General features: G+C 65.9%; 19 protein-coding genes. 14 read left to right on the top strand and 5 right to left on the bottom strand.

Annotated elements, in window-relative coordinates; translation table 11 throughout:
- Positions 1-67 precede the first annotated feature (67 nt).
- From ACIBI6_RS02295 to ACIBI6_RS02305, 3 genes are all read left to right on the top strand, one after another.
- Positions 68-5,770: a TIR domain-containing protein gene (locus ACIBI6_RS02295; RefSeq protein ID WP_396955057.1), complete on the top strand. Its 5,703-nt coding sequence runs from the start codon at positions 68-70 to the stop codon at positions 5,768-5,770.
- 66 nt (positions 5,771-5,836) lie between these two features.
- The gene (locus tag ACIBI6_RS02300; RefSeq protein ID WP_396955058.1) at positions 5,837-6,385 is read left to right on the top strand and encodes a DUF4334 domain-containing protein; all 549 of its coding nucleotides are present in this window, start codon (positions 5,837-5,839) and stop codon (positions 6,383-6,385) included.
- A gap of 129 nt (positions 6,386-6,514) precedes the next feature.
- Positions 6,515-7,744 (top strand): FAD-dependent oxidoreductase, encoded by a 1,230-nt coding sequence (locus tag ACIBI6_RS02305; RefSeq protein ID WP_396955059.1) that lies wholly within the window; start codon positions 6,515-6,517, stop codon positions 7,742-7,744.
- A gap of 196 nt (positions 7,745-7,940) precedes the next feature.
- Here the strand turns inward: ACIBI6_RS02305 and ACIBI6_RS02310 are convergent, their stop codons facing one another.
- Positions 7,941-8,909 carry a zinc-binding alcohol dehydrogenase family protein gene (locus tag ACIBI6_RS02310; RefSeq protein WP_396955060.1) on the bottom strand — a complete coding sequence of 323 codons (969 nt, stop codon included), beginning with the start codon at positions 8,907-8,909 and terminating at the stop codon, positions 7,941-7,943.
- An 81-nt stretch (positions 8,910-8,990) separates the two neighbouring features.
- On the opposite strand from ACIBI6_RS02310, the gene ACIBI6_RS02315 reads away from it, so the two are divergent.
- A complete protein-coding gene (locus ACIBI6_RS02315) occupies positions 8,991-9,566 on the top strand; it encodes a TetR/AcrR family transcriptional regulator (RefSeq protein ID WP_396955061.1) in 576 nt (191 codons plus the stop codon).
- Here ACIBI6_RS02315 and ACIBI6_RS02320 read toward each other — a convergent pair.
- Complete coding sequence (locus ACIBI6_RS02320; RefSeq protein WP_396955062.1) at positions 9,563-10,276, bottom strand: HD domain-containing protein; 714 nt, start codon at positions 10,274-10,276, stop codon at positions 9,563-9,565. The two genes, ACIBI6_RS02315 and ACIBI6_RS02320, sit on opposite strands and share 4 nt — an antisense overlap.
- 169 nt (positions 10,277-10,445) lie before the next feature.
- Between ACIBI6_RS02320 and ACIBI6_RS02325 the strand changes: the two genes are divergently transcribed.
- Entirely contained in the window at positions 10,446-11,336 is an 891-nt protein-coding gene (locus tag ACIBI6_RS02325; protein WP_396955063.1) for a hypothetical protein, read from the top strand.
- Between the two features lie 3 nt (positions 11,337-11,339).
- Here ACIBI6_RS02325 and ACIBI6_RS02330 read toward each other — a convergent pair whose 3' ends face one another.
- Genes ACIBI6_RS02330 through ACIBI6_RS02340 form a run of 3 tightly spaced genes read right to left on the bottom strand, consistent with a single transcriptional unit; the run spans position 11,340 to position 13,069 of the window.
- The gene (locus ACIBI6_RS02330; RefSeq protein WP_364340190.1) at positions 11,340-11,786 is read right to left on the bottom strand and encodes an SgcJ/EcaC family oxidoreductase; all 447 of its coding nucleotides are present in this window, start codon (positions 11,784-11,786) and stop codon (positions 11,340-11,342) included.
- A gap of 51 nt (positions 11,787-11,837) precedes the next feature.
- On the bottom strand, positions 11,838-12,464 hold the full coding sequence (locus ACIBI6_RS02335) for an alpha-ketoglutarate-dependent dioxygenase AlkB (RefSeq protein WP_396955065.1): 627 nt from the start codon (positions 12,462-12,464) through the stop codon (positions 11,838-11,840).
- Between the two features lie 50 nt (positions 12,465-12,514).
- Complete coding sequence (locus ACIBI6_RS02340; protein ID WP_396955066.1) at positions 12,515-13,069, bottom strand: TetR/AcrR family transcriptional regulator; 555 nt, start codon at positions 13,067-13,069, stop codon at positions 12,515-12,517.
- Between the two features lie 104 nt (positions 13,070-13,173).
- Between ACIBI6_RS02340 and ACIBI6_RS02345 the strand changes: the two genes are divergently transcribed.
- The 9 genes from ACIBI6_RS02345 to mihF all read left to right on the top strand — a co-directional run bounded on the left by ACIBI6_RS02345 (position 13,174) and on the right by mihF (position 23,971).
- Positions 13,174-14,034 (top strand): SAM-dependent methyltransferase, encoded by an 861-nt coding sequence (locus ACIBI6_RS02345; protein ID WP_364340196.1) that lies wholly within the window; start codon positions 13,174-13,176, stop codon positions 14,032-14,034.
- 152 nt (positions 14,035-14,186) lie between these two features.
- Entirely contained in the window at positions 14,187-14,822 is a 636-nt protein-coding gene (gene pyrR / locus ACIBI6_RS02350) for a bifunctional pyr operon transcriptional regulator/uracil phosphoribosyltransferase PyrR (RefSeq protein ID WP_040692178.1), read from the top strand.
- 115 nt (positions 14,823-14,937) lie between these two features.
- Entirely contained in the window at positions 14,938-15,894 is a 957-nt protein-coding gene (locus ACIBI6_RS02355; protein ID WP_364340198.1) for an aspartate carbamoyltransferase catalytic subunit, read from the top strand.
- A complete protein-coding gene (locus ACIBI6_RS02360) occupies positions 15,891-17,186 on the top strand; it encodes a dihydroorotase (protein WP_364340201.1) in 1,296 nt (431 codons plus the stop codon). The genes ACIBI6_RS02355 and ACIBI6_RS02360 overlap by 4 nt, the downstream gene beginning before the upstream one ends.
- Complete coding sequence (locus tag ACIBI6_RS02365) at positions 17,187-17,678, top strand: transporter (RefSeq protein WP_364340203.1); 492 nt, start codon at positions 17,187-17,189, stop codon at positions 17,676-17,678.
- Between the two features lie 23 nt (positions 17,679-17,701).
- A complete protein-coding gene (carA, locus tag ACIBI6_RS02370) occupies positions 17,702-18,841 on the top strand; it encodes a glutamine-hydrolyzing carbamoyl-phosphate synthase small subunit (RefSeq protein ID WP_364340716.1) in 1,140 nt (379 codons plus the stop codon).
- Positions 18,841-22,149 (top strand): carbamoyl-phosphate synthase large subunit, encoded by a 3,309-nt coding sequence (gene carB, locus ACIBI6_RS02375; RefSeq protein WP_396955068.1) that lies wholly within the window; start codon positions 18,841-18,843, stop codon positions 22,147-22,149. The genes carA and carB overlap by 1 nt, the downstream gene beginning before the upstream one ends.
- A gap of 16 nt (positions 22,150-22,165) precedes the next feature.
- Entirely contained in the window at positions 22,166-22,990 is an 825-nt protein-coding gene (pyrF, locus tag ACIBI6_RS02380) for an orotidine-5'-phosphate decarboxylase (protein ID WP_364340208.1), read from the top strand.
- A 663-nt stretch (positions 22,991-23,653) separates the two neighbouring features.
- On the top strand, positions 23,654-23,971 hold the full coding sequence (gene mihF, locus ACIBI6_RS02385; protein WP_040692163.1) for an integration host factor, actinobacterial type: 318 nt from the start codon (positions 23,654-23,656) through the stop codon (positions 23,969-23,971).
- Positions 23,972-23,979: the final 8 nt, after the last annotated feature.

Below are 23,979 nucleotides of genomic sequence, written 5' to 3' on the forward strand. Positions count from 1 at the left end.
CATTCGGTATGCCTGGTAATGATCTTCTTCCGTTTGGCGTGGCGCCCCATCGGGGCATACTGATGCTGTGACTTCGGGCGGGCGGCGGGACTTCTTCATCAGCTATTCACCGACCGACGAGCGATGGGCCACCTGGCTGGCCTGGCAGTTGGAGACCGCGGGATACAGCACTCTCATCCAGGCCTGGGATTTTGTGCCCGGCACCAACTTCATCGATTTCATGGATCGCGGCGTGCGCGATTCGGCGGTGGTGCTGGTGGTGCTGTCGCAGAACTATCTCGGTTCCTATTACGGCACCATGGAATGGCAGGCGGCCTACCGCACCGATCCGGGCAAGTTGATGCCGGTGCGCATTGCCGAATGCACGCTGGAGGGTCTGCTCGCCACCATCACCTATCTCGATCTGGTGCGCGTGTCCACCGCGGAGCAGGCGCGTCGAATCCTGCTGGAGCGGGTCGGGCATCTGCTCGCGGGGCGGGCGAAGCCAACTTCGGAACCAGGGTTCCCGCACGATGGGCCGGACCGCTTCGCCGTCGAAACCATCACGGAAACACCCGAACCCATGTTGCCGCGCCGCACACCGGTTGCGGCCCCCGCCTTTCCGGGTGCCACCGACCATGACGAGGCACGTACCAGCGTCTCCGTGCTGCATGTCGCGGGGCCGCGCTTCGGTCGCGGGCTGCTCGCACCGGACGAGCCGAGCACCGCTGCCGAATTACAGGCGCGCATCCACGCCAATGTCACCCATCTGGTGAATCAAGGTGTGGCCAAACCGGATCTGATCGTGGTGTCCGGCGATATGACCGAATCCGGCCGTCCGCGCGAGGTCGACGAAGCGCTGACCTTCCTGAGCGGATTGCGTACGCTGCTCGGCCTCGGTCCGGAGCGGCTGATCGTGGTGCCCGGCAATCACGATGTCTCCAAACCGGCATGTCACGCGTACTTCCTGAACTGCGAGGCGCGCGATCGCAAACCGCAGCCGCCGTATTTCCCGAAGCTCGAGCAGTACGCACGGATGTTCGGTGCGCTGTATCAGGGCCTGGATCACCTCGTCTTCGATATCGGTCAGCCGTGGACGCTGTTTCCGATTCCCGAATTGCGGGTTGTGGTTGCCGGATTGAACTCGACGATGGCCGCCACCCATCTGCCCGAGGACGATTACGGCCGGATCGGTGAACCGCAGGCGTCCTGGTTCGCCGAGCGGCTGCGCCTGTTCGAGGACAACGGGTGGTTGCGCCTCGGCGTCGTCCGGCACGATCCGCTGCCCGGCGCGGGCACGCCCGCCCATGATCCGGATCTGCTGCGCGATGCGGATACGCTGTCCCGACTGCTCGGCGGCCGGTTGAATCTGCTGCTACACGGTCCGGGACCCGGTGGGCCGCATCTGGATCGGCTCGACAACACACTGCCCGTCCTGCCCGCTGCCGCTCCGGGGCGCGACGAGATCATCCAGCTCACCGCCGCGGGGCTGGCCAGGTTCTCCGGACGCGGTGAATCCACCGCGCAACTCGAATTCGATTGGCTGAAGGTGGCCGCGGCACTGCCGACAGCCAAACAACCCGAACTCCTCGGACCGGACGAGCCGGAGCTTCCGGAACCGCCCGCTGAAACTCCCGCGGTCGATCCGCATGGGCGGCTGCTCGAGCGCGTCGCCGAGGTGTGCGAAACCCGTTATCCCGGTGCGAAAGTCCGGCGAGTCGAGGTGGAGCCGCCGCATCTGCTGATCACCAGCGAGGACGACGAGGTCATCGCCCAGTGGCGCGTCGGTGTGCATGTCGGTGATATGACCAGGCAGGTGGTGGAGGACTTCCTCGGCCACGATCCGGAATACGGTTCCGAACTCGTGTATCGCGGTGCGGCGCCACCGCGGTCGCTGCGCGAGGAGGCGGCCAGCCACGGTCTGCGAGTGCGCAGCTTCACCGAATTCCAGGGCCTGCTCGATCTGGACGACTATCTCACGCAGCAGGCGGCGCGTTTGCGCGCCGATCGCACCTATCCGCCCGATCTGTATGTGCCACAGCGCTTCCGGATCCTCGAACACGGTGACCAGCAGATCCGTGAGGATCTGGTCGGCGAACTGATGAAGGTGATCGCGGCCGACCACGGCCGATTCATCCTCATACTCGGTGATTTCGGGCGCGGGAAGACCTTCGCGCTGCGCGAGTTGGCCCGCCGCATTACCGAAACCATGCCGGCGCTGATCCCGATTCTGATCGATCTGCGCGCCTTGGACAAAACCCATTCGGTGGACGGTCTGGTCGCCGCACATTTGGCCAATCACGGCGAGGACCGGATCGATCTGAAGGCGCTGCACTACATGCTGCGCGAGGGACGGGTGGTGTTGCTGTTCGACGGCTTCGACGAACTCGTCACCCGGATCAGCTACGACTTCGCCGCCGACCATCTCGAAACCCTGCTGCAGGCCACCGTCGGCAAGGCGAAGATCATCGTGGCCAGCCGCACCCAGCACTTCGAATCCCGCGCCCAGGTGCTTACCGCCCTCGGCGAACGCGTCGGTCTGCTGCAGGATCGGCGCATTGTGAGCATCGAGGATTTCGCCCCGGCGCAGATCCACGCCTTCCTGACCAACCGCTACGGCGGTGATATCCGTCGCGCCGACGCCAGAATGGGGTTGATCACCGGTATCGAGGATCTGCTCGGACTGGCACAGAATCCCAGGATGCTCGGCTTCATCGCCGATCTGGACGAGCGGCGGCTTCGGGCTGCGGCGGGCGCGAAGCAGGCGGTGGGTCCGGCCGGGCTGTACCGGGAGATCCTGGAGTCCTGGCTCACTTACGAGGCCGACCGGACCGCGGGCGTGGCCGGTGCGCTGCCAGGGCTGCGTCTGCACGAATTGTGGCTCGGTGTGACGGCATTCGCGCTGCGCGTCTGGGAAACCGGCGAGCCATATCTGCGGCTGTCCGAATTGACCGAGGTAGCAGCGGATTTGGTCGAGCTGACCGGCTCGAGCCGGATGTCGGTGCAGCAGTCGGCGCATGCCATCGGCTCCGGCAGCCTGCTGGTGCGCACCGAGGACAACCTGTTCGGCTTCATCCATTCCTCGGTAATGGAGTGGTTGGTGGCCAACCACATTGCCGAACAATTCGAGGTCGGTACCCCCGCGCCGGCCCAACTGACCCAGTCGCCGCTATCCCAACTGTCGATCGACTTCCTCTGTGATCTCGCCGATAACCGGGCGCTGCGCACCTGGGCCGAGGGTGCGCTCGCCGACCAGGCGGCCGATGAAGTGTCGCGCACCAATGCGATTCGGGTGGCGACGCGGCTGCGCACCGCACCGACCGCGGATCTGCGCGGTGCCAGCCTGGCGGGTGAGGATCTGTCATATCGGGATCTACGCGATGTCGATCTCACCGGAGCCGATCTCAGCGGCGCCCGGCTGGTCGGCACGAACCTCGACCGCGCCGTACTGCACGGTGCGCGGTTGGTCGGCGCGCGTCTCGATGAGGCCAGCCTGGTCGGCGCGGATCTGGGCGAGGCCGATCTCACCCGCGCTCGCCTGGTGCGCACCGATCTGACCGGATCGCGGGCCAGCGGGAGCCGCTGGTCCCGCGCGGCACTCATCGAGGTTACCGGCACCCCGGCCGGCACCGATCTGCGTGGTGCGGCGTGGGTGCCGGGAGTTGCGGCACAGACCGAATTCGCTCCTGCCGCAATCGGAGTCCGGCACGGCTTCCATGCCAGGCACGGCCGACTGCCGCAGCCGGTCGCCTACAACCCGGACGGCGGCACGCTCGCCATCGGCAGTGATGACGGTGGCGTGCTCGTCTGTGATGCCGAAACCGGAAGACCGCTGCGCACCTTGCAGACCCACCGAGCCCGGACGTTCGCGGTGGCGTTCACGGATACGGTGCTGGTGACCGGATCCGGCGACGGCACCGTGGGCATCTGGGATGCCGTCACCGGCGAACTGCGCCGAATCCTGTTGGGGCATCAGAACTGGCCGTGGCCGGTGGTGCTGAGTCCGGCGGGTGATTTGCTGGCCACCGGTGACGCGGACGGTGTGCTGCGGCTATGGGCGTTGCCGAGCGGTGAACTCCGCCACGAATGCCGTGCCGGAGGTGGGAGTCGGGAACTCATCTATAGCTTGGATATTCGCGGACCGCTGGTCGCCGCCTCGTATCGGGATGGCACCGTGCGGCTGTGGGATATCGAAAGTGGCCGGGAGAGTGGCGAATTCAGCGGTGCGCCCGGATCTGTGTTTCGGGTGGCGTTCAATCCGACCGGTGAACTTCTCGCAGTCGGTGGCGTCGATGGCACGCTGGCGCTGTGGGACCCGTTGAGCTGCCGGAAGATTCGCGATCTATCGGGCCACACCGGGCGGGTCTATACAGTGACTTTCCATCCTCGCCTCCCTATCGTGGCGAGCGCGGATACCGATGGCGGACTGCGTCTGTGGGATGTGGACACCGGCGTGCCGCGGCAGTCGCTCGCCGAACATACCGCGGCCATCTATTGGCTTGCCTTCGATCCGGCGGGTGATCTGCTCGCCTCGGGCGACAGCGCCGGACTTGTCTGTCTGCGCGAGAGCGAGACCGGGGAACTGCGGCACCGGCTCACCGCGCATACCGGCTCGATTTGGCCGTTCGCCTTTCGCCCAGACGGTTCCCAATTGGCCATTACCGACGACCAATTCACCACTCGGCTGTGGGATCCCGTGACCGGTACCTGCAAAAACACATTGACCGGCCATGGCCGCCAGGTCCGTACGGTCAGCTTCAATGCAGACGGCACCCTGCTTTCGGGCGTGGGTAACGACGGTGTGGTTCGCCTGTGGGATCCGGTGACCGGGCGGTTGGTTCGCCGACTGATCGGCAGCGACGACCGCTTGCTCACCTTCGAATCGGCGATATTCAGCAAACTCGGCCGCCATCAGCTCGGTCTCGTCGTCAACGACGGGCGGCTCAGCCTGTTCAACCTCGACGCCGATCTGTACGAACGCCACATCAATGTCGAATCCGCACCGATCTGGGCCGCCGCCTTCGACCCGACCGGCGACTATGTGGCCACCGCTAACGACGACGACACGGTGATCATCTGGGTGCGCACCACCGGCGCACTGCACGCCGTCTGCGCCGAACATCGCGGGCGGGTGCGCTCGATCGCATTCAGCGCCGACGGTGCGCTGATGGCCACCGGCTGCGACGATTCCGTCGTTCGGCTGTGGGATGTGCGCTCCGGACGATTCCTGCGGGCACTGTCCGGACATCGCGATCGGGTGTACGCGGTCGCCTTCCATGAGGACCGCCTCGCCAGCGTGTCCTGGGATACCACCGCCCGCATCTGGGATATCGAATCCGGCGTAGCGTTGCATACGCTGACCAGGCATACCGGCAGGCTCTGGACCGCCTCGGTCGACCCGCGCACGGGTACATTGGCGACCGGGGGCGATGATCTGGTTGTTCGGTTGTGGGACATGGCATCCGGACGTCATCTGCATACCCTCGAAGGGCATAAGCGCCGAGTCTGGTCGCTGAGCTTCGACCCGTCCGGCAAGCTGCTGGCCAGCGGCGGCGATGACGGCAACATTCTGCTGTGGTCGCGGCCGGAGGACGACGCGCCGTCGATCCGCGCGATCCTGCTCGGTCTACCCGAAGGATGGGCGGCGCTCGCTCCCGACGGTCGATACAAATTCGAGGGCAATATTGCCGGGCAGTTCTGGCATGTCATCGGCATGTCGCGATTCGAATCCGGCGAACTCGACCCCTACCTGCCGGAAGTGGGACAGCTGGCGGCTGATGCACCCTTCTGAGCCGGTCGACGATGAGAGATTGATAGCCTTGTCCTCGCAACGTTGCTGCCCGTAAGGAGACCGCTGGTGGTCGAGAATAAGAGCGCGCAATCCGATCTGGCGCACCTGCTCGTTGGTGGGTGCACGGTGGATCAGGCGTGGGAGCTGTTCGATAGCTTGCCTGCGGCCAGGGTCGCGGAGGTGACCGTCGGCCGCTGGCGGGGCGAGGAATTCGATACCGGGCATCCGCTCGCGGGGGTGTTGGCGGCCTCGGGTTGGTACGGCAAGCAGTTCGATGATCCGGAGTCGGTACATCCACTGTTGTTCGCCGATGAATCGGGAAGTATCTTCGCGGTCGATCCGCGCCGGGTGCCGCTCGGTCTGGCCGGAAAGGTGCCGCTCGCGGGCGTGCAGACGGTACGGAAGCTGCTGCCGGTCCTCGGTCCGGCAATCCGAACTCGCAGGCCAGCAGCGCGTTTGCGCGATATCGAATATCGCGGTGCGGTGAGTGCCGCGATGGTTTACGACGATCTGCCGATCATCGATCACTTCCGTCGGGTGGATACCGAAACGTTGCTCGGGGTGATGGATATGCGCGGGACGGCCGAGCCGTACTTTTTTGTGCTGCGTCGCTGATCTGATCGCTGCCGCGGTTGTGGGCCTTGGGCTCGGCTGCGGCCTACCATTGAAGTCGGCCAAGGGAAACGCTACATCCGCGCCCGCGGAATGTCCGTCCGGCGCGTGCGCACGGAGGGAGGTCGGGCAATGGAACCTACGACGTGTCTGGTGGTTGGTGCTGGACCGGCCGGCATGGTGCTCGGGCTGCTGCTGGCACGCGCCGGTATCGATGTCACCGTTCTGGAGAAACATAAGGATTTCCTGCGCGACTTCCGCGGCGACACAGTACATCCCACGACCCTCGACCTGCTCGACGAATTAGGCCTCGGCGAGGAATTCGCGAAACTGCCCGCGCGCAAACTGCAGCAGATCCAGCTGCCGATCCGCGGGTCGGTACAGACGGTGTTCACCCTGGAACATCTGCCCGGTCCGCACAAATACATCGCGATGGTGCCGCAGTGGGATCTGCTCGACCTGTTGGCCGGAGCGGCCGATCGGGAGCCGAGCTTCCGGTTGCGCATGAATACCGAAGCGACAGCGGTGATTCGGGAGAACGGTCGGGTCGCCGGTGTCGCCTACCGCACCAGTAACGGCGAAACGGGCGAGATTCGCGCCGATCTGACCGTTGCCTGCGATGGCCGCGATTCGGTGCTGCGGGCCGAAGTCGGTCTCGGCTCACGCAGTTGGCCGACACCGATGGATGTGTGGTGGTTCCGCCTGCCGCGCACCGATATCGACCCCGCCGGTTTGATCGGACTGCTCAGCGCCAACCGCGCTGCGGTCATGTTCGACCGCGGCGACTACTGGCAGGTCGCGACCCTCATCGCGAAGGGTGGCGATGCGACAGCCCGCCGTGGTCCGGTCGCCGAAATTGTGCGCAGCATGGCCGATTCCGCACCGTGGCTGCGTGACCGGGAGGATGCGTTGCGCGACTGGGACGAGGTGAAACTGCTCGACGTGAAATTGGATCGCCTGACCAAGTGGTACACCGACGGCCTGCTCTGCATCGGCGACGCCGCCCACGCCATGTCACCCGCCGGTGGGGTCGGAATCAACCTCGCGATCCAGGATGCCGTCGCCACCGCGAGAATCCTTGCCCCACCCCTGACTTCGGGCACCCTGAGCACCCATGACCTGGCGAGAGTGCAGCGTCGCCGCACCCTCCCAACCGCCGTCACCCAGGGCCTACAACGCATCCTGCACACCGCCGTAATCCGCCCCGCCCTATCCGGCCGAATCAATATCGCCAACGCGGCAACGACTCCCTTGCCGCTACGCATCCTGCGCCGGATCCCCGTCCTGCGCACCGTCCCCCCATTCCTGATCGCCCGAGGAATACTCCCCGAACACGCCCCCACTTTCGCCCGCCGCGCCTGACCCGGTGGATGCACTCGGTGCAACAATGCAGTCGACGCACCGAATGCTCCACGGGAAACATCAACGGCCACAGTTCATTTCAATCCCGCCCGACCGTGTATACGCCGCACGAGATCCCCCCTTGGAATCGCACCTCTGATGAGTGCGCAAGGGAATCCCGAGGAAGGGCGTGACTTTCTGTGACGGCTGTGGTTCGTCAGGGACGCAAAACGATCTTGCCGATGGGGGAGCGCTGCTCGATGAGTTGGTGGGCTTTGGCGGCTTCGTCGAGAGAAAGCACGGAATCGACTTGGGGAGTGAGGGTTCCGGTAGTAGCTCGATTGAGGACGGCGGCGCCGGAGCGGGACACCTCTGCGAGCCAGGCCGGTCCGGCGCAGGCGGTGAGTGTGAGGCCGAGCGGGAGTAGGTCCGTTGTGGAGATCTGGGCTGGGGCTCCGGAGAGCCAGCCGTAGCTGAGGATTCGGCCGCGTACCGGAGTCATGGCCGCCAGTAGATCTCGGGCAGTGGTGCCGCCGATGGAATCGAAGACGACGTCCAGGGTGGTGCCGTCGAGGGATTCGCGCAGTCGGTTCGGCCAGTCCGGCGCGTTGTGGTCGATGGCTTGATCCGCGCCCAATGCCAGTGCCCGCGCAACCTTTTCGGGACCGCCAGCGGTCGCGATGACGCGCGCGGCACCGAATTCCTTGGCGAGTTGAGTCAGCGCGCTGCCGATTCCTGTTGCGGCGGCTTCGATCAAGACCGTTTCGCCGCCGGTGAGCGCCGCGGTCGCGAGCAGGGGCAGTGCCACCGATCCGTCCATCAGGACGGCGGCCGCGTCGGCGGATGAGAGCCCATCCGGGATCGGGGTCGCGGAAGCCACTGGTGCGCAGACGAATTCGGCGTAAGCGCCGAAGCCCAGGGTTGCCACCGTGACCCGTCGGCCCAGCAAAGCCGCGTCGACTCCGTCCCCGATCTCGACGACCACTCCGGCGGCCTGAAAACCGAAGACCGCCGGTGGTTCCACCGCCATCGGGAACTCACCCGAACGCAGCTTGGTCTCCGGGAACAGCACCGGAATCGCCTCGGCACGGATCACCAGTTCGCCGGGGCCCGGATGCGGTACGGCGACATCCTGGGGGACCAGGACCTCGGGTCCGCCGACCCTCGTCATTACGATTGCCTTCATAAATAACTCCATAACTTGACTGTCGGTCCAGATGTCTCGAACAATATGGACCGGCGGTCAAGTTGTCAACGAGGTGGTGGAATGACCGACGCACGCCCGAGGGAACGGGCGGATGCCGCGCGTAACCGGCAGGCAATCCTGACCGCGACTGCCGCGCTGCTCGCCGAACACGGCGCCGACGCGCTCACCATGGACCGGGTCGCGGCGGCCGCTGGTGTCGGCAAGGGCACGATCTTCCATCGCTTCGGCAATCGCGCCGGGTTACTGCACGAGATGATCGCCGAGAGCACGTTCGCCGTGATGGATGCCGTCCGTGGCGGTCCGCCGCCGCTGGGCCCCGGAGCACCGGCCGGGGAGCGACTGCTGGCCTTCTTCGATGCCTTCGTGCGCATGATGACCGACAACATCGAGGTGACGGTCGCCTACCTGCAGGGCCCGCCGCACCCGCGCGCCGCCGAAATCCACGAATTCTGGGACGCCCATATCACCGCGCTGCTGCGCGAGGCCCGCCCGGACCTGGATGCCGAGGTGGTCGGCAGGCTGCTGCTCGGCGCATTGGGTGGCGAACAGGTGCCGGCGCTCGCACGTGCGGGGGAGACTGAACGGCTGCTCGCGGCGGTTCGCGAACTCGTCGAATCGGTGCTGCGCGCGCCCTAGTCCCTGGCGAGAATGGCGTCGAAACGTTCGTCGGCGCTGTCGAGCTGGTGCAGGATATGCCGTTTGACGTGCTCGGCGAGCGGAGTATCGGCGCGGGTGACGAGGTCGCGGTAGATATCGGTGAGCGGGCGATACTTGGTGGCGAGTTTGCGCATCGCGGGACCGTCGGCGTAGAGGATGCCAACGCCGTTATCGGTGAAGTCGGACAGTTTGACGATGCGGGCCCACGGCGCGTGATCGAGATTGGCCGCCACGTGTTCGCGATATTGCGCATGCCGATCGCTATCCGGATCCGGTTCCGGATTGGTCACGGCGGCGACGAGTTCGGCGACTCGGGCGCCGAACCGGGCCGAGAGTTCGGCGAGGGCGGCCTCGGTCGGCGAACCGGGACGCGCGCCGGCAAGTTCGATCGGGTGATCCTCGACCGAATCGTGCAACAGCCCGGCCGCGACGACGTCCGGGTCCCGCACTTCATAGTGGCTGATGATCCGAATGGCAACGCGCAGTAGATGACTCAGATACGGTTCGCGGCCGTAACGATCGTCGCGGTGCAATTCGGTAGCCAGATCCAATGCCTCGTTGAGCCGTTCGGTGTCGGATAGTTCGGCTATTTCCAGCAGTAGTCGTTCGCGCAGTCCGCTTTCGCCGTAGACCTCGCTGATCGTATGCAGCGGCATCACGGCCAAAACCCCCGCGCCGGGATTGCTCATGCCTTCGACTCGCTGGCGCTCGGCTCCGGCATGCGCAACGCGCGCTGGCAGATGAATCGCTCGCTGCGCTCGCTCATATGGCCAATGTATCGGGGCCGGCCGCTCTCCGCTGTGCTCTGGACAACCGTTCAACTGCGCGAAAATAATCCGTTGCCGCGCGGTGGCGACCGTGGTCTCCTGGAATGCACGCGAGGCGGAACTGGAGGTGAACGTGGCCGCGCAGATCAAACGGCCGCGCCCCGGTTCGGCCACCGACAATATGGCGAAACTGCATCGACGCACCATGGTGCTCGACGGGCGGGTGCATACGGTGCTGAGCCTGCGCCCCGGCAGCGATTTCCGCTTCGCCACCAACCATTTCCACGACACCTGGCATGTGCTCTCCGATTGGCGGGGTGCGCGGATGCTGGCTCGACTGCTGTGGGGCCTGGCCTATCAACGGCGGCCGGGCACGATCGTCGTCATCGATCCGGCCCATCTGGATCCCAATCCGTTCGACGCCGCGCCCTCCGATCCGATCGTGCTGGTGCCCGCGGACCTGACCGTCTTCACCCGCGCCGCCGCCGTCGCCTTGCGTCGGCGGCTGCCGTTCCGCGAGGGTTCACACGGCACGGTGCGCTGGCAGACGTTCGGTCTGGATGCCGCGGTGGACGAGCTGCAGCAGTGGCGGGCGAAGGGGCCGGGGGAGCGCGACTGGAATTTCGCCGATGTACCGACTGGCTGGGAACGGATCGACCGCATCGGCGGCATGGTCACGATTTTCGGTGCTCGCGATCAGCTGCGATCCTGGGCAACCTCGCTCGCGACACTCGGGACCTACGCCTACTACGGCATGGACTACGAGTACCTGGACGAGGATCGCAATGGCGAGGTGCAGATCTTCCGGCAGTACCGCAGGAAGGTGAATATCGCACGTCAGGCCCGCGCCGAAGTGCTTGTGCGATTCGACGGTCATGCCTCGAAGCAGGAGGTCCAGCAGGCCATCTGGTCGCACGGTGCGAGCGTTCGCCGCCGTCGTTTCCCGACGCGCGAGGAACGGCCCGCCGCGCCCCTGAACTGACGGCTACTTCGCCTGCGGGATCGGCGTGTTCTGTCGCGCCGCGGTCCACCACCGACCGTTCTCTTTGACCAAGACGTACAGCGCGATCATCGCGTGATCGATATCGATCAGCTCGGCCTCGGCCGTCGTCGCCCGGGCGAGCTTGTGCGCGATCGCGATATCGGGGCGCAGGAATACGATGTCGGCGACCTCGTAGCGGACATACTGGTCCTTCAGGAATCCCGCCAGCCCCTGCCGATTCGCCTCCAGCAGTGCGTCTTTCCCGGCTATGAGCGCACCGACCGCGTTGACCACCGCCGCATTCGCGGTGAAGTCGGCGGTCATCAGTTCGGCATCGTTGGTGTTGTATGCGGTTTCGACATTGGCGATGATGCGCTCGATAGCCGCAATGTCTTCGGCGTGGTCAACGGTGGTATCCGCGACCACCGGTTGAATTGTCGTTGGGCTCATGGAAATCAGCTTCTTATCTCAACCATGGTTGAGGTCAACAAGCTCACGGAATCAACGCACGCCCCGCGGCCGAAATTGAATGCTGATTCGCGGCCCTGTCGGCCTGCGCGTCTTCGGTACGGCGTGTTCCCAGGTGCGCTGACATGAGCCGCCCATGACCAGTAGATCCCCGTGTCCGACCTGAAATCGAAGACTCGCACCGCCCCCATGCGGTCGCAGCAGCAGCGCACGCGGCGCACCGATCGAAACAATGGCGACCATGGTGTCATGGGTCGCCCCGCGCCCGATGGTATCGCCGTGCCAGGCCACACTGTCGCGTCCGTCGCGGTAGTAGCACAACCCGGCTGTGCGGAACGGTTCGCCGAGTTCCTCGCGATAATGTGCGGTCAGCGCCTCCCGTGCCTCGTCCAGTGCCGGATCCGGCAACTGTGCATCCTCCTCGTAGAAACACAGCAGTCGCGGCACATCCACCACCCGGTCGTACATCGACCGCCGCTCCGCGTGCCATGGCACCCCGTCCGCCAACCGTTCGAACAGCAAGTCCGCCCCCGACATCCACCCGGGCAGCAGATCCACCCAGGCGCCATGGGGCAAGTCCGTCCGCTGCACACCATCGAGCCCGCCCACCTCGACGTCCCCGAACCCGGCGAGCAACGATCCCTGCAGCGGTGTCGACATGCCGCCGAATCTACGCGTCATCGAACATATGTGCTAGCGAAAAACGGTCATCAATTCTTGGTGAGGATGTCCCGCGCGATGTCGACGGCGGCGGCGTAGCACTCGTCGTCGGTGAGCGGAAGATCGCCCATCATGGCGGTGCTCCAGCTGATCGCAAGCAGGGCTTCACGTGCGCGGAAGACAGCGAACGGCGGGTTGTCCGGTTCGGCCATCAGGTCGGCGAGCACGCGGAACTGGTAACGCATGCTCGAGCCGAAGTCGAGCTGGCGGAAGGCGGGCTGGTTCTCGTGCCAGAAGCGGACCATGCTGCGGCCGATGCCGTGCAGGAGTGCGCCGTAGCGGGTGAGGATTTCGTTGGCCCGGTCCGGGCCGGGCGGTGCGCCCTCGGCCCAGGTCACGATGTCGTCGATGCCGCGGCGTAAGTCGTCGGAGAGGCTGGCGACGATGTCTTCTTTGGTTCGGAAGTGGTAGTACAACGCGGCCTTGGTGACACCGAGGCGGTCGGCGATCTCGCGCAGGGAGGTCTTCTCGTAGCCGCGTTCGGAGAACAATTCCATTGCGACAGTACGAATCCGCTCACGCGTATCGCTGCGACGTCCGTCCATGGCGTCCTTCTCTTTTTGCTTGACGACCGGCTAGCGGAAGCCTAGCGTCTGCGCTGAGCCCGAATTACTAGCCGGGCGACAAGTTATCTATTGGGGAGGCAGTAATGACAGAAACGCATCCGAAGGCGCCCATGGCAGGTGTCGCATTGACCGCGATCGGTGTCGCGGTCATCCGCGCGAAGGAAGCCGTGCGCACGGACCGCCTGTACGACGACCCGTTCGCGCAGCTGTTCGTCGACGCGGCACGCGACGCCTACCGCGAGGTCGACGGAGGAATCGAGCGCTGGGCGCGGCTGGAAGAGGTCGCCGATATGTTCTTCGAAGGCCGCACGGCCGGCGTCCGGCTCGTCGACGACCGGGTCGCTGAGGCGGTGGAACAGGGGATACGCCAGATCGTGCTGATCGGTGCGGGCTTGGACACCAGGGCATTCCGCATGGCGCTACCCGCCGATGTTCGAGTGTTCGAGATCGATCTGCCGGAGCTGTTCGCGTTCAAGGAACCGGTGCTTGCCGCGGCACATGCGCAACCTCGCTGTGACCGCGAGGTGCTGGCCATCGATCTGCGCGACGACTGGGCAAAGCTGCTCGCAGAGCACGGATTTCGGCCGGATCTGCCCACGCACTGGGTGGACGAGGGCGTCCTGGGCTACCTGACTCACGAATACGCTTTGCACGTGGTCACCACATTGACCGAATTATCCGCTCCGGGAAGCCGTTTCGGTGTCAGCCGCTTCGCCGTCGACGAAAATGCTCGACCGTACGCCGAACTCAAACGCCTGGTCCGCGGTGACGAGGGCGCGGATCGTCCACGCACCGGCCTCGGCGCCGACGCCAGAACCTGGCTGGACGAACACGGCTGGCATACCGAATTCCGTAGCTGGGACGATATGGTCGCCGCCATGGACCGCCCCGTCGCTTTGAACGATCCGGACATCGGAGTCGTCATCGCGGTCCGCGAAGCGTGAACCTCCCGGAATGTCCGGAGTGTCCGAACCGCGCGTGGCCCTGCTCACAGCGGGATATGCCTGGTTAAAACGGTGCAAAAGGCGCTGCTAGGCTGCATGCCGTAAAGACATCCTTTAACGGACCGTCCGGTGAGGCGGGGAAGGAGGTCGGTATGGCTGTGCCCGAGGAACGGGCCGCCAAGTCCGGCGCTGCCGAAACGTCGCAGCGACACACCCCGGAGTGGGTGAGCGCGGGACGCGAGTTGCTGTCTCCCTCCGACGTCGGCCGGACCATCGCGCGCATCGCGCATCAGATCATCGAAAAAACCGCCCTGGATGCGGGCGAGCCGGACGCACCGCGCGTGGTGCTGATCGGTATTCCCACCCGCGGCACCACGCTGGCCGCGCGACTCACCGACAAGATCGAGGAATTCTCCGGCGTCCGCCCGGCCCTCGGCTCGCTCGACATCACCCTCTATCGCGACGATCTACGCAGCCGCCCACACCGCCCACTCGAGCGCACCTCGGTGCCCGAGGGCGGCATCGAGGACGCACTCGTGGTCTTGGTCGACGACGTGCTCTTCTCCGGTCGCACCGTGCGCTCGGCCCTCGACGGTCTGCGCGATCTGGGCCGTCCGCGCGCGGTCCAACTCGCGGTGCTCATCGACCGCGGCCATCGCGAACTCCCGATCCGCGCGGATTTCGTCGGCAAGAACGTGCCGACCTCCCGCAGCGAGGACATATCCGTATTGCTCACCGAACACGACGGCCGTGACGGCGTCTATTTGCACCAGGAGGAAGCGCAGTGAACCGGCTCGCCGGAGCGAGTGTCAGCGAGGTGGTCGTGAGCGAGTGCAGCGAGCGAACCATCAACACAGCGACCGGAGGTCGAACGGCGGAGCCGAGCGCTAGCGAGGTGGAGTCGTGAGACATCTGCTGACGGTGACCGATCTCGATCATGCCACCGCCACCGAGCTGCTCGACGAGGCCGAACGCTTCGAACAGGCGCTGCTGGGCCGCGAGGTGAAGAAGCTGCCGACGCTGCGCGGGCGCACCGTGATGACGGTGTTCTACGAGAACTCGACTCGCACCCGGGTCTCGTTCGAGGTCGCGGGCAAGTGGATGAGCGCCGATGTGATCAATGTCAGCGCGAGCAGCTCCTCGGTCTCCAAGGGCGAATCACTGCGCGATACCGCGCTGACTTTGCACGCGGCGGGAGCCGATGCACTCATCGTCCGGCATCCGGCCTCCGGCGCCGCGCATCAGATCGCGCGCTGGATGGATGGCTGGGCGGTTTCCGAGGGGCGGCAGGGTCCGGCCATCATCAATGCCGGTGACGGCACCCACCAGCATCCGACGCAGGCGCTGCTGGACGCGCTGACCCTGCGTCAGCGTCTCGGCGATATCGAGGGCAAGCGGATCGTCATCGTCGGCGATATCCTGCACAGCCGGGTCGCGCGCTCGAATGTCTTCTTGCTCGATACTCTTGGTGCCGAGGTGGTGCTGGTCGCGCCGCGCACGCTGCTACCGGTCGGCGCGGACCTGTGGCCCGCCCGGATCTCGGCTTCGCTGGACGCCGAATTGCCCGGCGCCGATGCGGTGCTCATGCTGCGGGTGCAGCAGGAGCGGATGAACGGCGGCTTCTTCCCGTCGGCCCGCGAATATTCGGTCAACTACGGACTTTCCGAGCGCAGGCTCGCGCTGTTGGACGAGAACGCGGTCGTCCTGCATCCGGGTCCGATGCTGCGCGGCATGGAAATCGCCTCGCCCGTGGCGGATTCCGCGCAGGCGGCGATTCTGCAACAGGTGACGAACGGAGTGCATATGCGGATGGCCGTGCTGTTCCGGCTGCTGGTCGGTACCCAGGAGGCTGTCGCATGAGTCTGCTGCTCGAGGGTGTCCGGCCGTACGGCGAGGGCGAGCCGGTCGACGTACTCGTGCGCGATGGTGTAATCGCCGCCATCGGAACCGATCTCGGCATTATCGACGCCGAGGTCATCGACGCGCGGGGCCAGATCCTGCTGCCCGGCTTCGTCGATCTGCACACCCATCTGCGCGAACCCGGCCGCGAGGACACCGAAACCATCGAAACCGGTTCCGCCGCGGCGGCGCTCGGCGGTTACACCGCGGTCTTCGCCATGGCCAATACCAACCCGGTCGCCGATTCGGTGGTTGTCACCGATCACGTGTGGCGGCGCGGCCAAGAGGTCGGCCTGGTCGATGTGTATCCGGTAGGTGCGGTCACGGTCGGCTTGGAGGGTAAGCAACTCGCCGAAATGGGTACCATGGCGGCCGGCGTCGGTGCGGTGCGCATGTTCTCCGATGACGGCCACTGCGTCTACGACCCGCTGCTCATGCGCCGCGCACTGGAGTACTCGAACTCCCTCGGCGTCTTGATCGCTCAGCATGCCGAGGAACCGCGCCTCACCAAAGGCGCTGTCGCGCACGAAGGTCCCGCTGCCGCCCGCCTCGGTCTGGCAGGTTGGCCGCGCGCCGCGGAGGAGTCGATCGTGGCTCGCGACGCATTGCTGGCCCGCGACGCGGGTGCCCGCGTCCATATCTGCCACGCCTCCACGGCGGGTACCGTCGAATTGGTTAAATGGGCCAAGGCGCAGGGCATTTCGATCACCGCCGAGGTCACCCCGCACCATCTGCTGCTCGACGACTCACGCCTGGAGACCTACGACGCGGTCAACAAGGTGAACCCGCCGCTGCGTGAGGTCTCCGACACCATCGTGCTGCGGCGGGCACTCGCCGAGGGCATCCTCGACTGCGTCGCCACCGATCATGCCCCGCACGCCGAACAGGACAAGTGCTGCGAATTCGCTGCCGCCCGCCCTGGCATGCTCGGGTTGGAGACCGCGCTGTCGATCATCGTGCAGACCATGGTCGAACCCGGCCTGCTGGACTGGCGCGGTGTCGCCCGGGTGATGAGCGAGCGTCCAGCCGAAATCGTCGGACTAGACGGCCATGGCCGCCCGATCGAGGTCGGCGAACCCGCCAACCTCACGCTGGTCGATCCGGATACGACCTGGACCGTGCGGGCCGCCGAACTCGCCAGCATTTCGAACAACACGCCGTTCGAGGACATGACGTTTCCGGCTCGAGTGACGACGACGTTGCTCCGAGGCCGGGTAACTGCCCGTGAGGGCAAGGCGGTCGGAGGTTCGTAAATGAGAACGCTGTTGGTGGTCGGGTTGATCGCACTGTTCGTTCTGTGCGTCTGGCTGATGTACCGGGGCTGGCTGAACCGAGCCGCGCGCCAGGCGGCGCGCATCGGCGAACTACCGCACGTGCCGGGTGATCTCGGCGCCCAGGTGCTCGAGCCGACCTCCGGGATGTATCTCGGCAGCACCATCGCGCCGAGCTGGCAGGACCGGATCGCGGTGGGGGACTTGGGCTTCCGGGCCACAGCGGAACTCACGCGGTTCGAACGGGGGATTCTGCTCGAGCGCGACGGTGCGACGGTGATCTGGATTCCGCAGGAATCCATTACGGCCGTGCGGGCCGAACGTGGCCATGCGGGCAAGGTGATGACGGAAGATGGTGTGCTGGTAATTCGCTGGAAGCTGCCGACCGGAACCGAGATTGATACCGGTTTCCGAGGTGACGACAAGACGGTGTACCCGGCGTGGGCCAGGGCGATGACGGGAGACGACGAATGAATGCAGGATCGCGAAGCGATTCGATGGGAGGCGGTGGTCGGGTGACCGGTGGGCCAGATCAGGCAGCGTTGGTGCTGGAGGACGGCCGGGTGTTCCGCGGCACGGCCTTCGGCGCGGTTGGCGAAACACTCGGTGAGGCGGTGTTCTGCACCGCGATGACCGGGTACCAGGAGACCCTCACCGACCCCAGCTACCACCGCCAGATCGTGGTGGCCACGGCCCCGCAGATCGGCAATACCGGCTGGAACGACGAGGACGACGAATCCGGCAAGATCTGGGTCGCCGGATACGCGGTCCGCGACGCCTCGCGCGTCGCGTCGAACTGGCGCTCCACCGGCACCCTGCAGGACCAACTGGACCGCCAGCAGATCGTCGGCATCGCGGGTATCGACACCCGCGCGCTGGTGCGCCACCTGCGCACCCGCGGTTCGATGAAGGCGGGCATCTTCTCCGGTTCGGCGCTCGCCGACGCCGACGAACTGCTGGCCCGGGTGAATGGACAGCCATCGATGCTCGGCGCGGATCTGGCCGAAGAGGTCAGCACCGACGCGCTGTACACGATCGAACCGCACGGCGACCCGCGCTTCACTGTTGTCGCGGTCGACCTCGGCATCAAGACCAACACCCCGCGCATGTTCGCCCAGCGCGGCATGCGGGTGCATGTGGTGCCCTCGACCGTCTCGCTGGACCAGATCCTGGACCTGAAGCCCGACGGCGTCTTCCTGTCCAACGGTCCCGGCGACCCGGCCACCCAGGACGGCGCGGTCGCCATCACCCAGGGTGTGCTGGAGAAGGGGCTGCCGCTGTTCGGTATCTGCTTCGGCAACCAGATCCTCGGCCGCGCCTTCGGCCGCAAGACCTACAAGATGAAGTTCGGCCACCGCGGCATCAATGTCCCGGTCGTCGAACACGACACCGGCCGGATCTCGATCACCGCGCAGAACCACGGCTTCGCACTGGAGGGCGAACAGGGCGAACAGTTCGACACCCCGTTCGGCAAGGCCGAGGTCAGCCACGTGTGCGCCAATGACGGCACCGTCGAGGGCGTGCGCCTGGTCGACGGCCGCGCATTCTCGGTGCAGTACCACCCGGAGGCCGCCGCCGGACCCCACGACGCCGCCTATCTCTTCGACCGTTTCGCCGGTCTCATGGAAGGAGCCTGATGCCTCGCCGCGAGGATCTGAAGCACATCCTGGTGATCGGCTCCGGCCCGATCGTCATCGGCCAGGCGTGCGAATTCGACTACTCCGGCACCCAGGCGTGCCGGGTGCTGCGGGCCGAAGGCCTGCGGGTATCGCTGGTGAACTCCAACCCGGCGACCATCATGACCGATCCGGAATTCGCCGATTCCACCTATGTGGAGCCGATTACCCCGGAATTCGTCGAGAAGGTCATCGAAAAGGAACGCCCCGACGCCATTCTGGCCACCCTCGGCGGGCAGACCGCGCTGAATACCGCGGTCGCCCTGCATGAGCGCGGTGTGCTGCAGAAATACAACGTCGAGCTGATCGGCGCCGATTTCGAGGCCATCCAGCGTGGTGAGGATCGGCAGAAATTCAAGGACATCGTCGCCAAGGTCGGCGGCGAGAGCGCTCGCTCGCGGGTCTGCCACACCATGGACGAGGTCCGCGAAACCGTTGCGGACCTGGGCTTTCCGGTGGTTGTGCGGCCGTCGTTCACCATGGGCGGGCTCGGCTCGGGCATGGCCTACAACGACGAGGACCTGGATCGGATCGCGGGCGGTGGTCTGGCCGCCTCGCCGACGGCCAATGTGCTCATCGAGGAATCCATCCTGGGTTGGAAGGAATACGAACTCGAGCTGATGCGCGACGGCCGCGACAATGTCGTGGTCGTCTGCTCGATCGAGAATGTGGACCCGATGGGTGTGCACACCGGCGATTCGGTCACCGTCGCACCCGCCATGACCCTCACCGACCGCGAATACCAGCGGCTGCGCGACCTGGGCATCGACATTCTGCGCGAGGTCGGCGTGGATACCGGTGGCTGCAATATCCAGTTCGCTGTGAACCCGCGCGACGGCCGCCTGATCGTCATCGAGATGAACCCGCGCGTCTCGCGCTCGTCCGCATTGGCTTCCAAGGCGACGGGTTTCCCGATCGCCAAGATCGCGGCCAAGTTGGCCATCGGCTACACCCTGGACGAGATCGTCAACGACATCACCAAGGAAACCCCGGCTTGTTTCGAGCCGACCCTGGACTATGTGGTCGTCAAGGCCCCCCGCTTCGCCTTCGAGAAGTTCCCGGGCGCCGACGCCACGTTGACCACCACCATGAAGTCGGTCGGCGAGGCGATGTCGCTGGGCCGCAACTTCGCCGAGGCGCTCGGCAAGGTGCTGCGCTCCCTGGAAACCAAGGCCGCTGGCTTCTGGACCCAGGACGATGGCAATTGGACCGATACCGAGGCCATCCTCGAAGATCTGCGCACTCCGACCGAGGGGCGCATCTACCAGGTCGAACGGGCGCTGCGCCTGGGCGCGAGCATCGAGGACGTCGCCGCGGCCTCCGGCATCGACCCCTGGTTCGTCGCCGAGGTGGCCGGGCTGGTCGAGCTGCGCCGGGAGCTCATCGACGCGCCCGTACTGGACGAGCCGCTGCTGCGCGGCGCCAAGCACTATGGCCTCTCCGACCGCCAGATCGCCGCGCTGCGACCGGAATTGGCGGGTGAGACCGGCGTGCGCGCACTGCGGCACCGGCTCGGTATCCGTCCGGTCTTCAAGACCGTCGACACCTGCGCCGCGGAGTTCGAGGCCAAAACCCCGTATCACTACTCGACCTACGAGCTCGACCCCGCGGCCGAGTCGGAGGTCTCGCCGCAGCGTGAACGGGACAAGGTGATCATCCTGGGTTCCGGTCCGAACCGGATCGGTCAGGGTATCGAGTTCGACTACTCGTGTGTCCATGCGGCGCAGACGCTTTCGCAGGCCGGATACGAGACCGTCATGGTCAACTGCAACCCGGAGACCGTCTCCACCGACTACGACACCGCCGACCGGCTCTACTTCGAGCCGCTGACCTTCGAGGATGTGCTCGAGGTCTACCACGCCGAAACCGAATCGGGCACCGTCGCCGGTGTGATCGTGCAGCTCGGCGGCCAGACCCCGCTGGGTCTGGCGCAGCGCCTCACCGATGCCGGTGTGCCGGTGGTCGGCACCAGCGCCGCCGCCATCGACCTGGCCGAGGATCGCGGTGAATTCGGTGACGTGCTGGTCGCCGCGGGCCTGCCCGCGCCGAAGTACGGCACCGCGACCACCTTCGCGCAGGCCAAGAAGATCGCCGCCGGCATCGGCTACCCGGTGCTGGTGCGCCCGTCCTATGTCCTCGGCGGACGCGGTATGGAGATCGTCTATGACGAGGCCTCGCTAGAGGGCTATATCTCCCGTGCCACCGAACTCAGCCCGGAACATCCGGTGCTGGTCGACCGCTTCCTGGAAGACGCCATCGAGATCGACGTCGACGCGCTCTGCGACGGTGACGAGGTCTACCTCGGCGGTGTGATGGAGCACATCGAAGAGGCGGGCATCCACTCCGGCGACTCCGCCTGCGCACTGCCGCCGATCACCTTGGGCCGTAGCGATATCGAGGCGGTGCGCCGCTCGACCATCGCGCTGGCCAAGGGCATCGGCGTCAAGGGCCTGCTCAATGTGCAGTACGCGCTCAAGGACGACGTGCTCTACGTGCTCGAGGCGAATCCGCGCGCGAGCCGGACGGTTCCGTTCGTCTCCAAGGCGACCGCGGTGCCGCTGGCCAAGGCAGCGGCACGGATCACCATGGGCGCCACCATCGCCGAACTGCGCAAGGAAGGGCTGCTGCCCGCTGAGGGCGACGGCGGCCATGTGCCGCTCGACGCACCTGTCGCGGTGAAGGAAGCGGTGCTGCCGTTCCACCGGTTCCGCAAGGCCGACGGCAGCGGCGTGGATTCGCTGCTCTCGCCGGAGATGAAGTCCACCGGTGAGGTCATGGGCATCGACGCCGACTTCGGCACCGCCTTCGCCAAGAGCCAGGCCGCGGCCTACGGATCGTTGCCGACCGAGGGCACCGTCTTCGTCTCGATCGCCAACCGCGACAAGCGCGCCATGGTGTTCCCGGTCAAGCGCCTCAACGACCTCGGCTTCCGCATCCTGGCCACCGAGGGCACCGCGGAAATGCTGCGCCGCAACGGAATTCCGTGCGAACAGGTACGCAAGCATTCCGAGCAGGGCCCGGCCGATCGGCCGACCATCGTGGAGCAGATCCGCGACGGCGAGGTAGACATGGTGTTCAACACCCCCTACGGCAACTCCGGGCCGCGCGTGGACGGCTACGAGATCCGCACGGCGGCCGTCGGTGTGAACATTCCGTGCATCACCACGGTGCAGGGTGCGGCCGCGGCCGTTCAGGGCATCGAGGCGAGCATCAACGGCGGCATCGGGGTGCGCTCGCTGCAGGAACTGCATTCGGTGCTGCGTGGCTGACCAAGGAGACGCAGCGATGAAGACCTTCGGTGCCCGACTGCAGCACGCCATGCGGCATTTCGGGCCACTGTGCGTCGGCATCGATCCGCATCCCGGCCTGCTCGAATCGTGGGGCCTGACCGACGATGTCGATGGTGTCGAGAAATTCGCCGAGATCTGCGTCGAGGCTTTCGACGGCCGGGTCGCGCTGATCAAACCGCAGGTCGCCTTCTTCGAGGCCTACGGTTGTGGCGGGATCGCGGTACTGGAGCGCACCATCGAGGTGCTGCGCGCCTCGGGCACCCTGGTGCTCGCCGACGCCAAGCGCGGCGATATCGGCTCCACCATGGACGCCTATGCCCGCGCCTGGCTCGCCGATGGGCCGCTCGGCTCGGATGCTCTTACGGTTTCGCCGTATCTCGGATTCGGTTCGCTCGCACCGGCTTTGACACTGGCGCAGGCGAACGGCCGCGGTCTTTTCGTACTCGCCGCCACTTCGAATCCCGAAGGTGCACAGGTCCAGCGGGCACTCGCCGCGGACGGCAGCACGATCGCGCAGACCATGGTGGATGCGGCGGCGCAGTGCAATGCGGGCCAGGAATTCGGCTCGGTCGGCGTTGTGCTCGGGGCCACCCTCACCGAGGCGCCGGATCTCGCTCGGCTCAACGGCCCGATCCTGATGCCGGGCGTCGGCGCGCAGGGGGGCGGTCCGGAAACCGTGCGTGAGCTGGTCTCCGATCACATGCTGCACGCGGTTGTGCCCAACGCCTCGCGCGAGGTGCTGCGCCACGGCCCGTCCGTCTCGGCACTGCGTGCCAAGGTGAGCGCGCTGCAGGAGGAGTTCGCGTTCCTGCGGCGATGACGCGGTGACGACTGCGGTGGACCGACGCTTCGGCGTCGGTCCATTTCGCTTTTTGGGGGCAGGGGAGGACCCGTTGAGCGGGGCATGACGTGTCATATCGAACAGCTGTGCGGCCCCCTGCGCCGATTTTCCTGTTATCCGGCATACCGGTGGCCGGGGCGGCGTCCTGATCGATCACGGAGCCAACTGGACCGGCACACAGTGCCGCTCGCTCTCGCCACGCTGCGGTCCAAGCGAAGGTCAGGATTTTTGTGGCTTTCCACGGGGCCGGCGTCGGTCGGGCGGGTGCAGGAGCCCGTAATCGGTCATTTCCGCTCCGACACGCGCAAGAACAACGCGACACGCGGAAAAATCCTAGAAAGTTCCAGGTCGGACAGGTGACCGGTTGCTGGTCCGATGCGGGACGTCGCCGCAACCAGTCCGCTAACCCACTTTCGCCATGAAAACGCCCTGCTAGCGGGGCATTTCGCTCTTTCGGCGGTAGGATCACCGCAGTGATCGACGCGCTGCGCGCATCCCGCCGGGCTCACCCCTACGACATCGGCGAATCATGCGCTGACCTGGGGGGTGGGTTCGCAATCGAGCAACGTCGTGGGTACGGTCGCTGAGACTGCTGGGTTTACCGGCAGGAGTTGATGCAATGAACGATGAGACGGAGGAACCGTGGCCCTTCCCCAGCTGACTGACGAGCAGCGCGCCGCTGCTTTGGAGAAGGCGGCTGCCGCTCGCCGTGCTCGGGCGGAGCTCAAGGAGCGCCTGAAGCGTGGCGGCACCGACCTGAAGCAGGTCCTCACAGACGCCGAATCCGACGAGATCCTCGGCAAGATGAAGGTGTCGGCGCTGCTGGAGGCCCTGCCCAAGGTGGGCAAGGTCAAGGCGGCGGAGATCATGAGCGAGCTGGAGATCGCCCCCACCCGGCGTCTGCGCGGACTGGGTGATCGGCAGCGCAAGGCGCTGCTCGCCCGATTCGACTTCGCCTGACCACCAAG

The organism is Nocardia sp. NPDC050412 (assembly GCF_044458825.1).
GTDB lineage: Bacteria > Actinomycetota > Actinomycetes > Mycobacteriales > Mycobacteriaceae > Nocardia.

Coding starts and splice junctions, on each gene's coding strand:
- ACIBI6_RS02365 (WP_364340203.1), top strand. CDS start 17,187: ATGAGAACGCTGTTGGTGGTCGGGTTGATCGCACTGTTCGTTCTGTGC.
- ACIBI6_RS02345 (WP_364340196.1), top strand. CDS start 13,174: ATGACAGAAACGCATCCGAAGGCGCCCATGGCAGGTGTCGCATTGACC.
- carA (WP_364340716.1), top strand. CDS start 17,702: ATGGGAGGCGGTGGTCGGGTGACCGGTGGGCCAGATCAGGCAGCGTTG.
- ACIBI6_RS02335 (WP_396955065.1), bottom strand. CDS start 12,464: ATGTCGACACCGCTGCAGGGATCGTTGCTCGCCGGGTTCGGGGACGTC.
- ACIBI6_RS02360 (WP_364340201.1), top strand. CDS start 15,891: ATGAGTCTGCTGCTCGAGGGTGTCCGGCCGTACGGCGAGGGCGAGCCG.
- ACIBI6_RS02305 (WP_396955059.1), top strand. CDS start 6,515: ATGGAACCTACGACGTGTCTGGTGGTTGGTGCTGGACCGGCCGGCATG.
- ACIBI6_RS02330 (WP_364340190.1), bottom strand. CDS start 11,786: ATGAGCCCAACGACAATTCAACCGGTGGTCGCGGATACCACCGTTGAC.
- ACIBI6_RS02320 (WP_396955062.1), bottom strand. CDS start 10,276: ATGAGCAATCCCGGCGCGGGGGTTTTGGCCGTGATGCCGCTGCATACG.
- pyrF (WP_364340208.1), top strand. CDS start 22,166: ATGAAGACCTTCGGTGCCCGACTGCAGCACGCCATGCGGCATTTCGGG.
- ACIBI6_RS02315 (WP_396955061.1), top strand. CDS start 8,991: ATGACCGACGCACGCCCGAGGGAACGGGCGGATGCCGCGCGTAACCGG.
- pyrR (WP_040692178.1), top strand. CDS start 14,187: ATGGCTGTGCCCGAGGAACGGGCCGCCAAGTCCGGCGCTGCCGAAACG.
- carB (WP_396955068.1), top strand. CDS start 18,841: ATGCCTCGCCGCGAGGATCTGAAGCACATCCTGGTGATCGGCTCCGGC.
- ACIBI6_RS02310 (WP_396955060.1), bottom strand. CDS start 8,909: ATGAAGGCAATCGTAATGACGAGGGTCGGCGGACCCGAGGTCCTGGTC.
- ACIBI6_RS02340 (WP_396955066.1), bottom strand. CDS start 13,069: ATGGACGGACGTCGCAGCGATACGCGTGAGCGGATTCGTACTGTCGCA.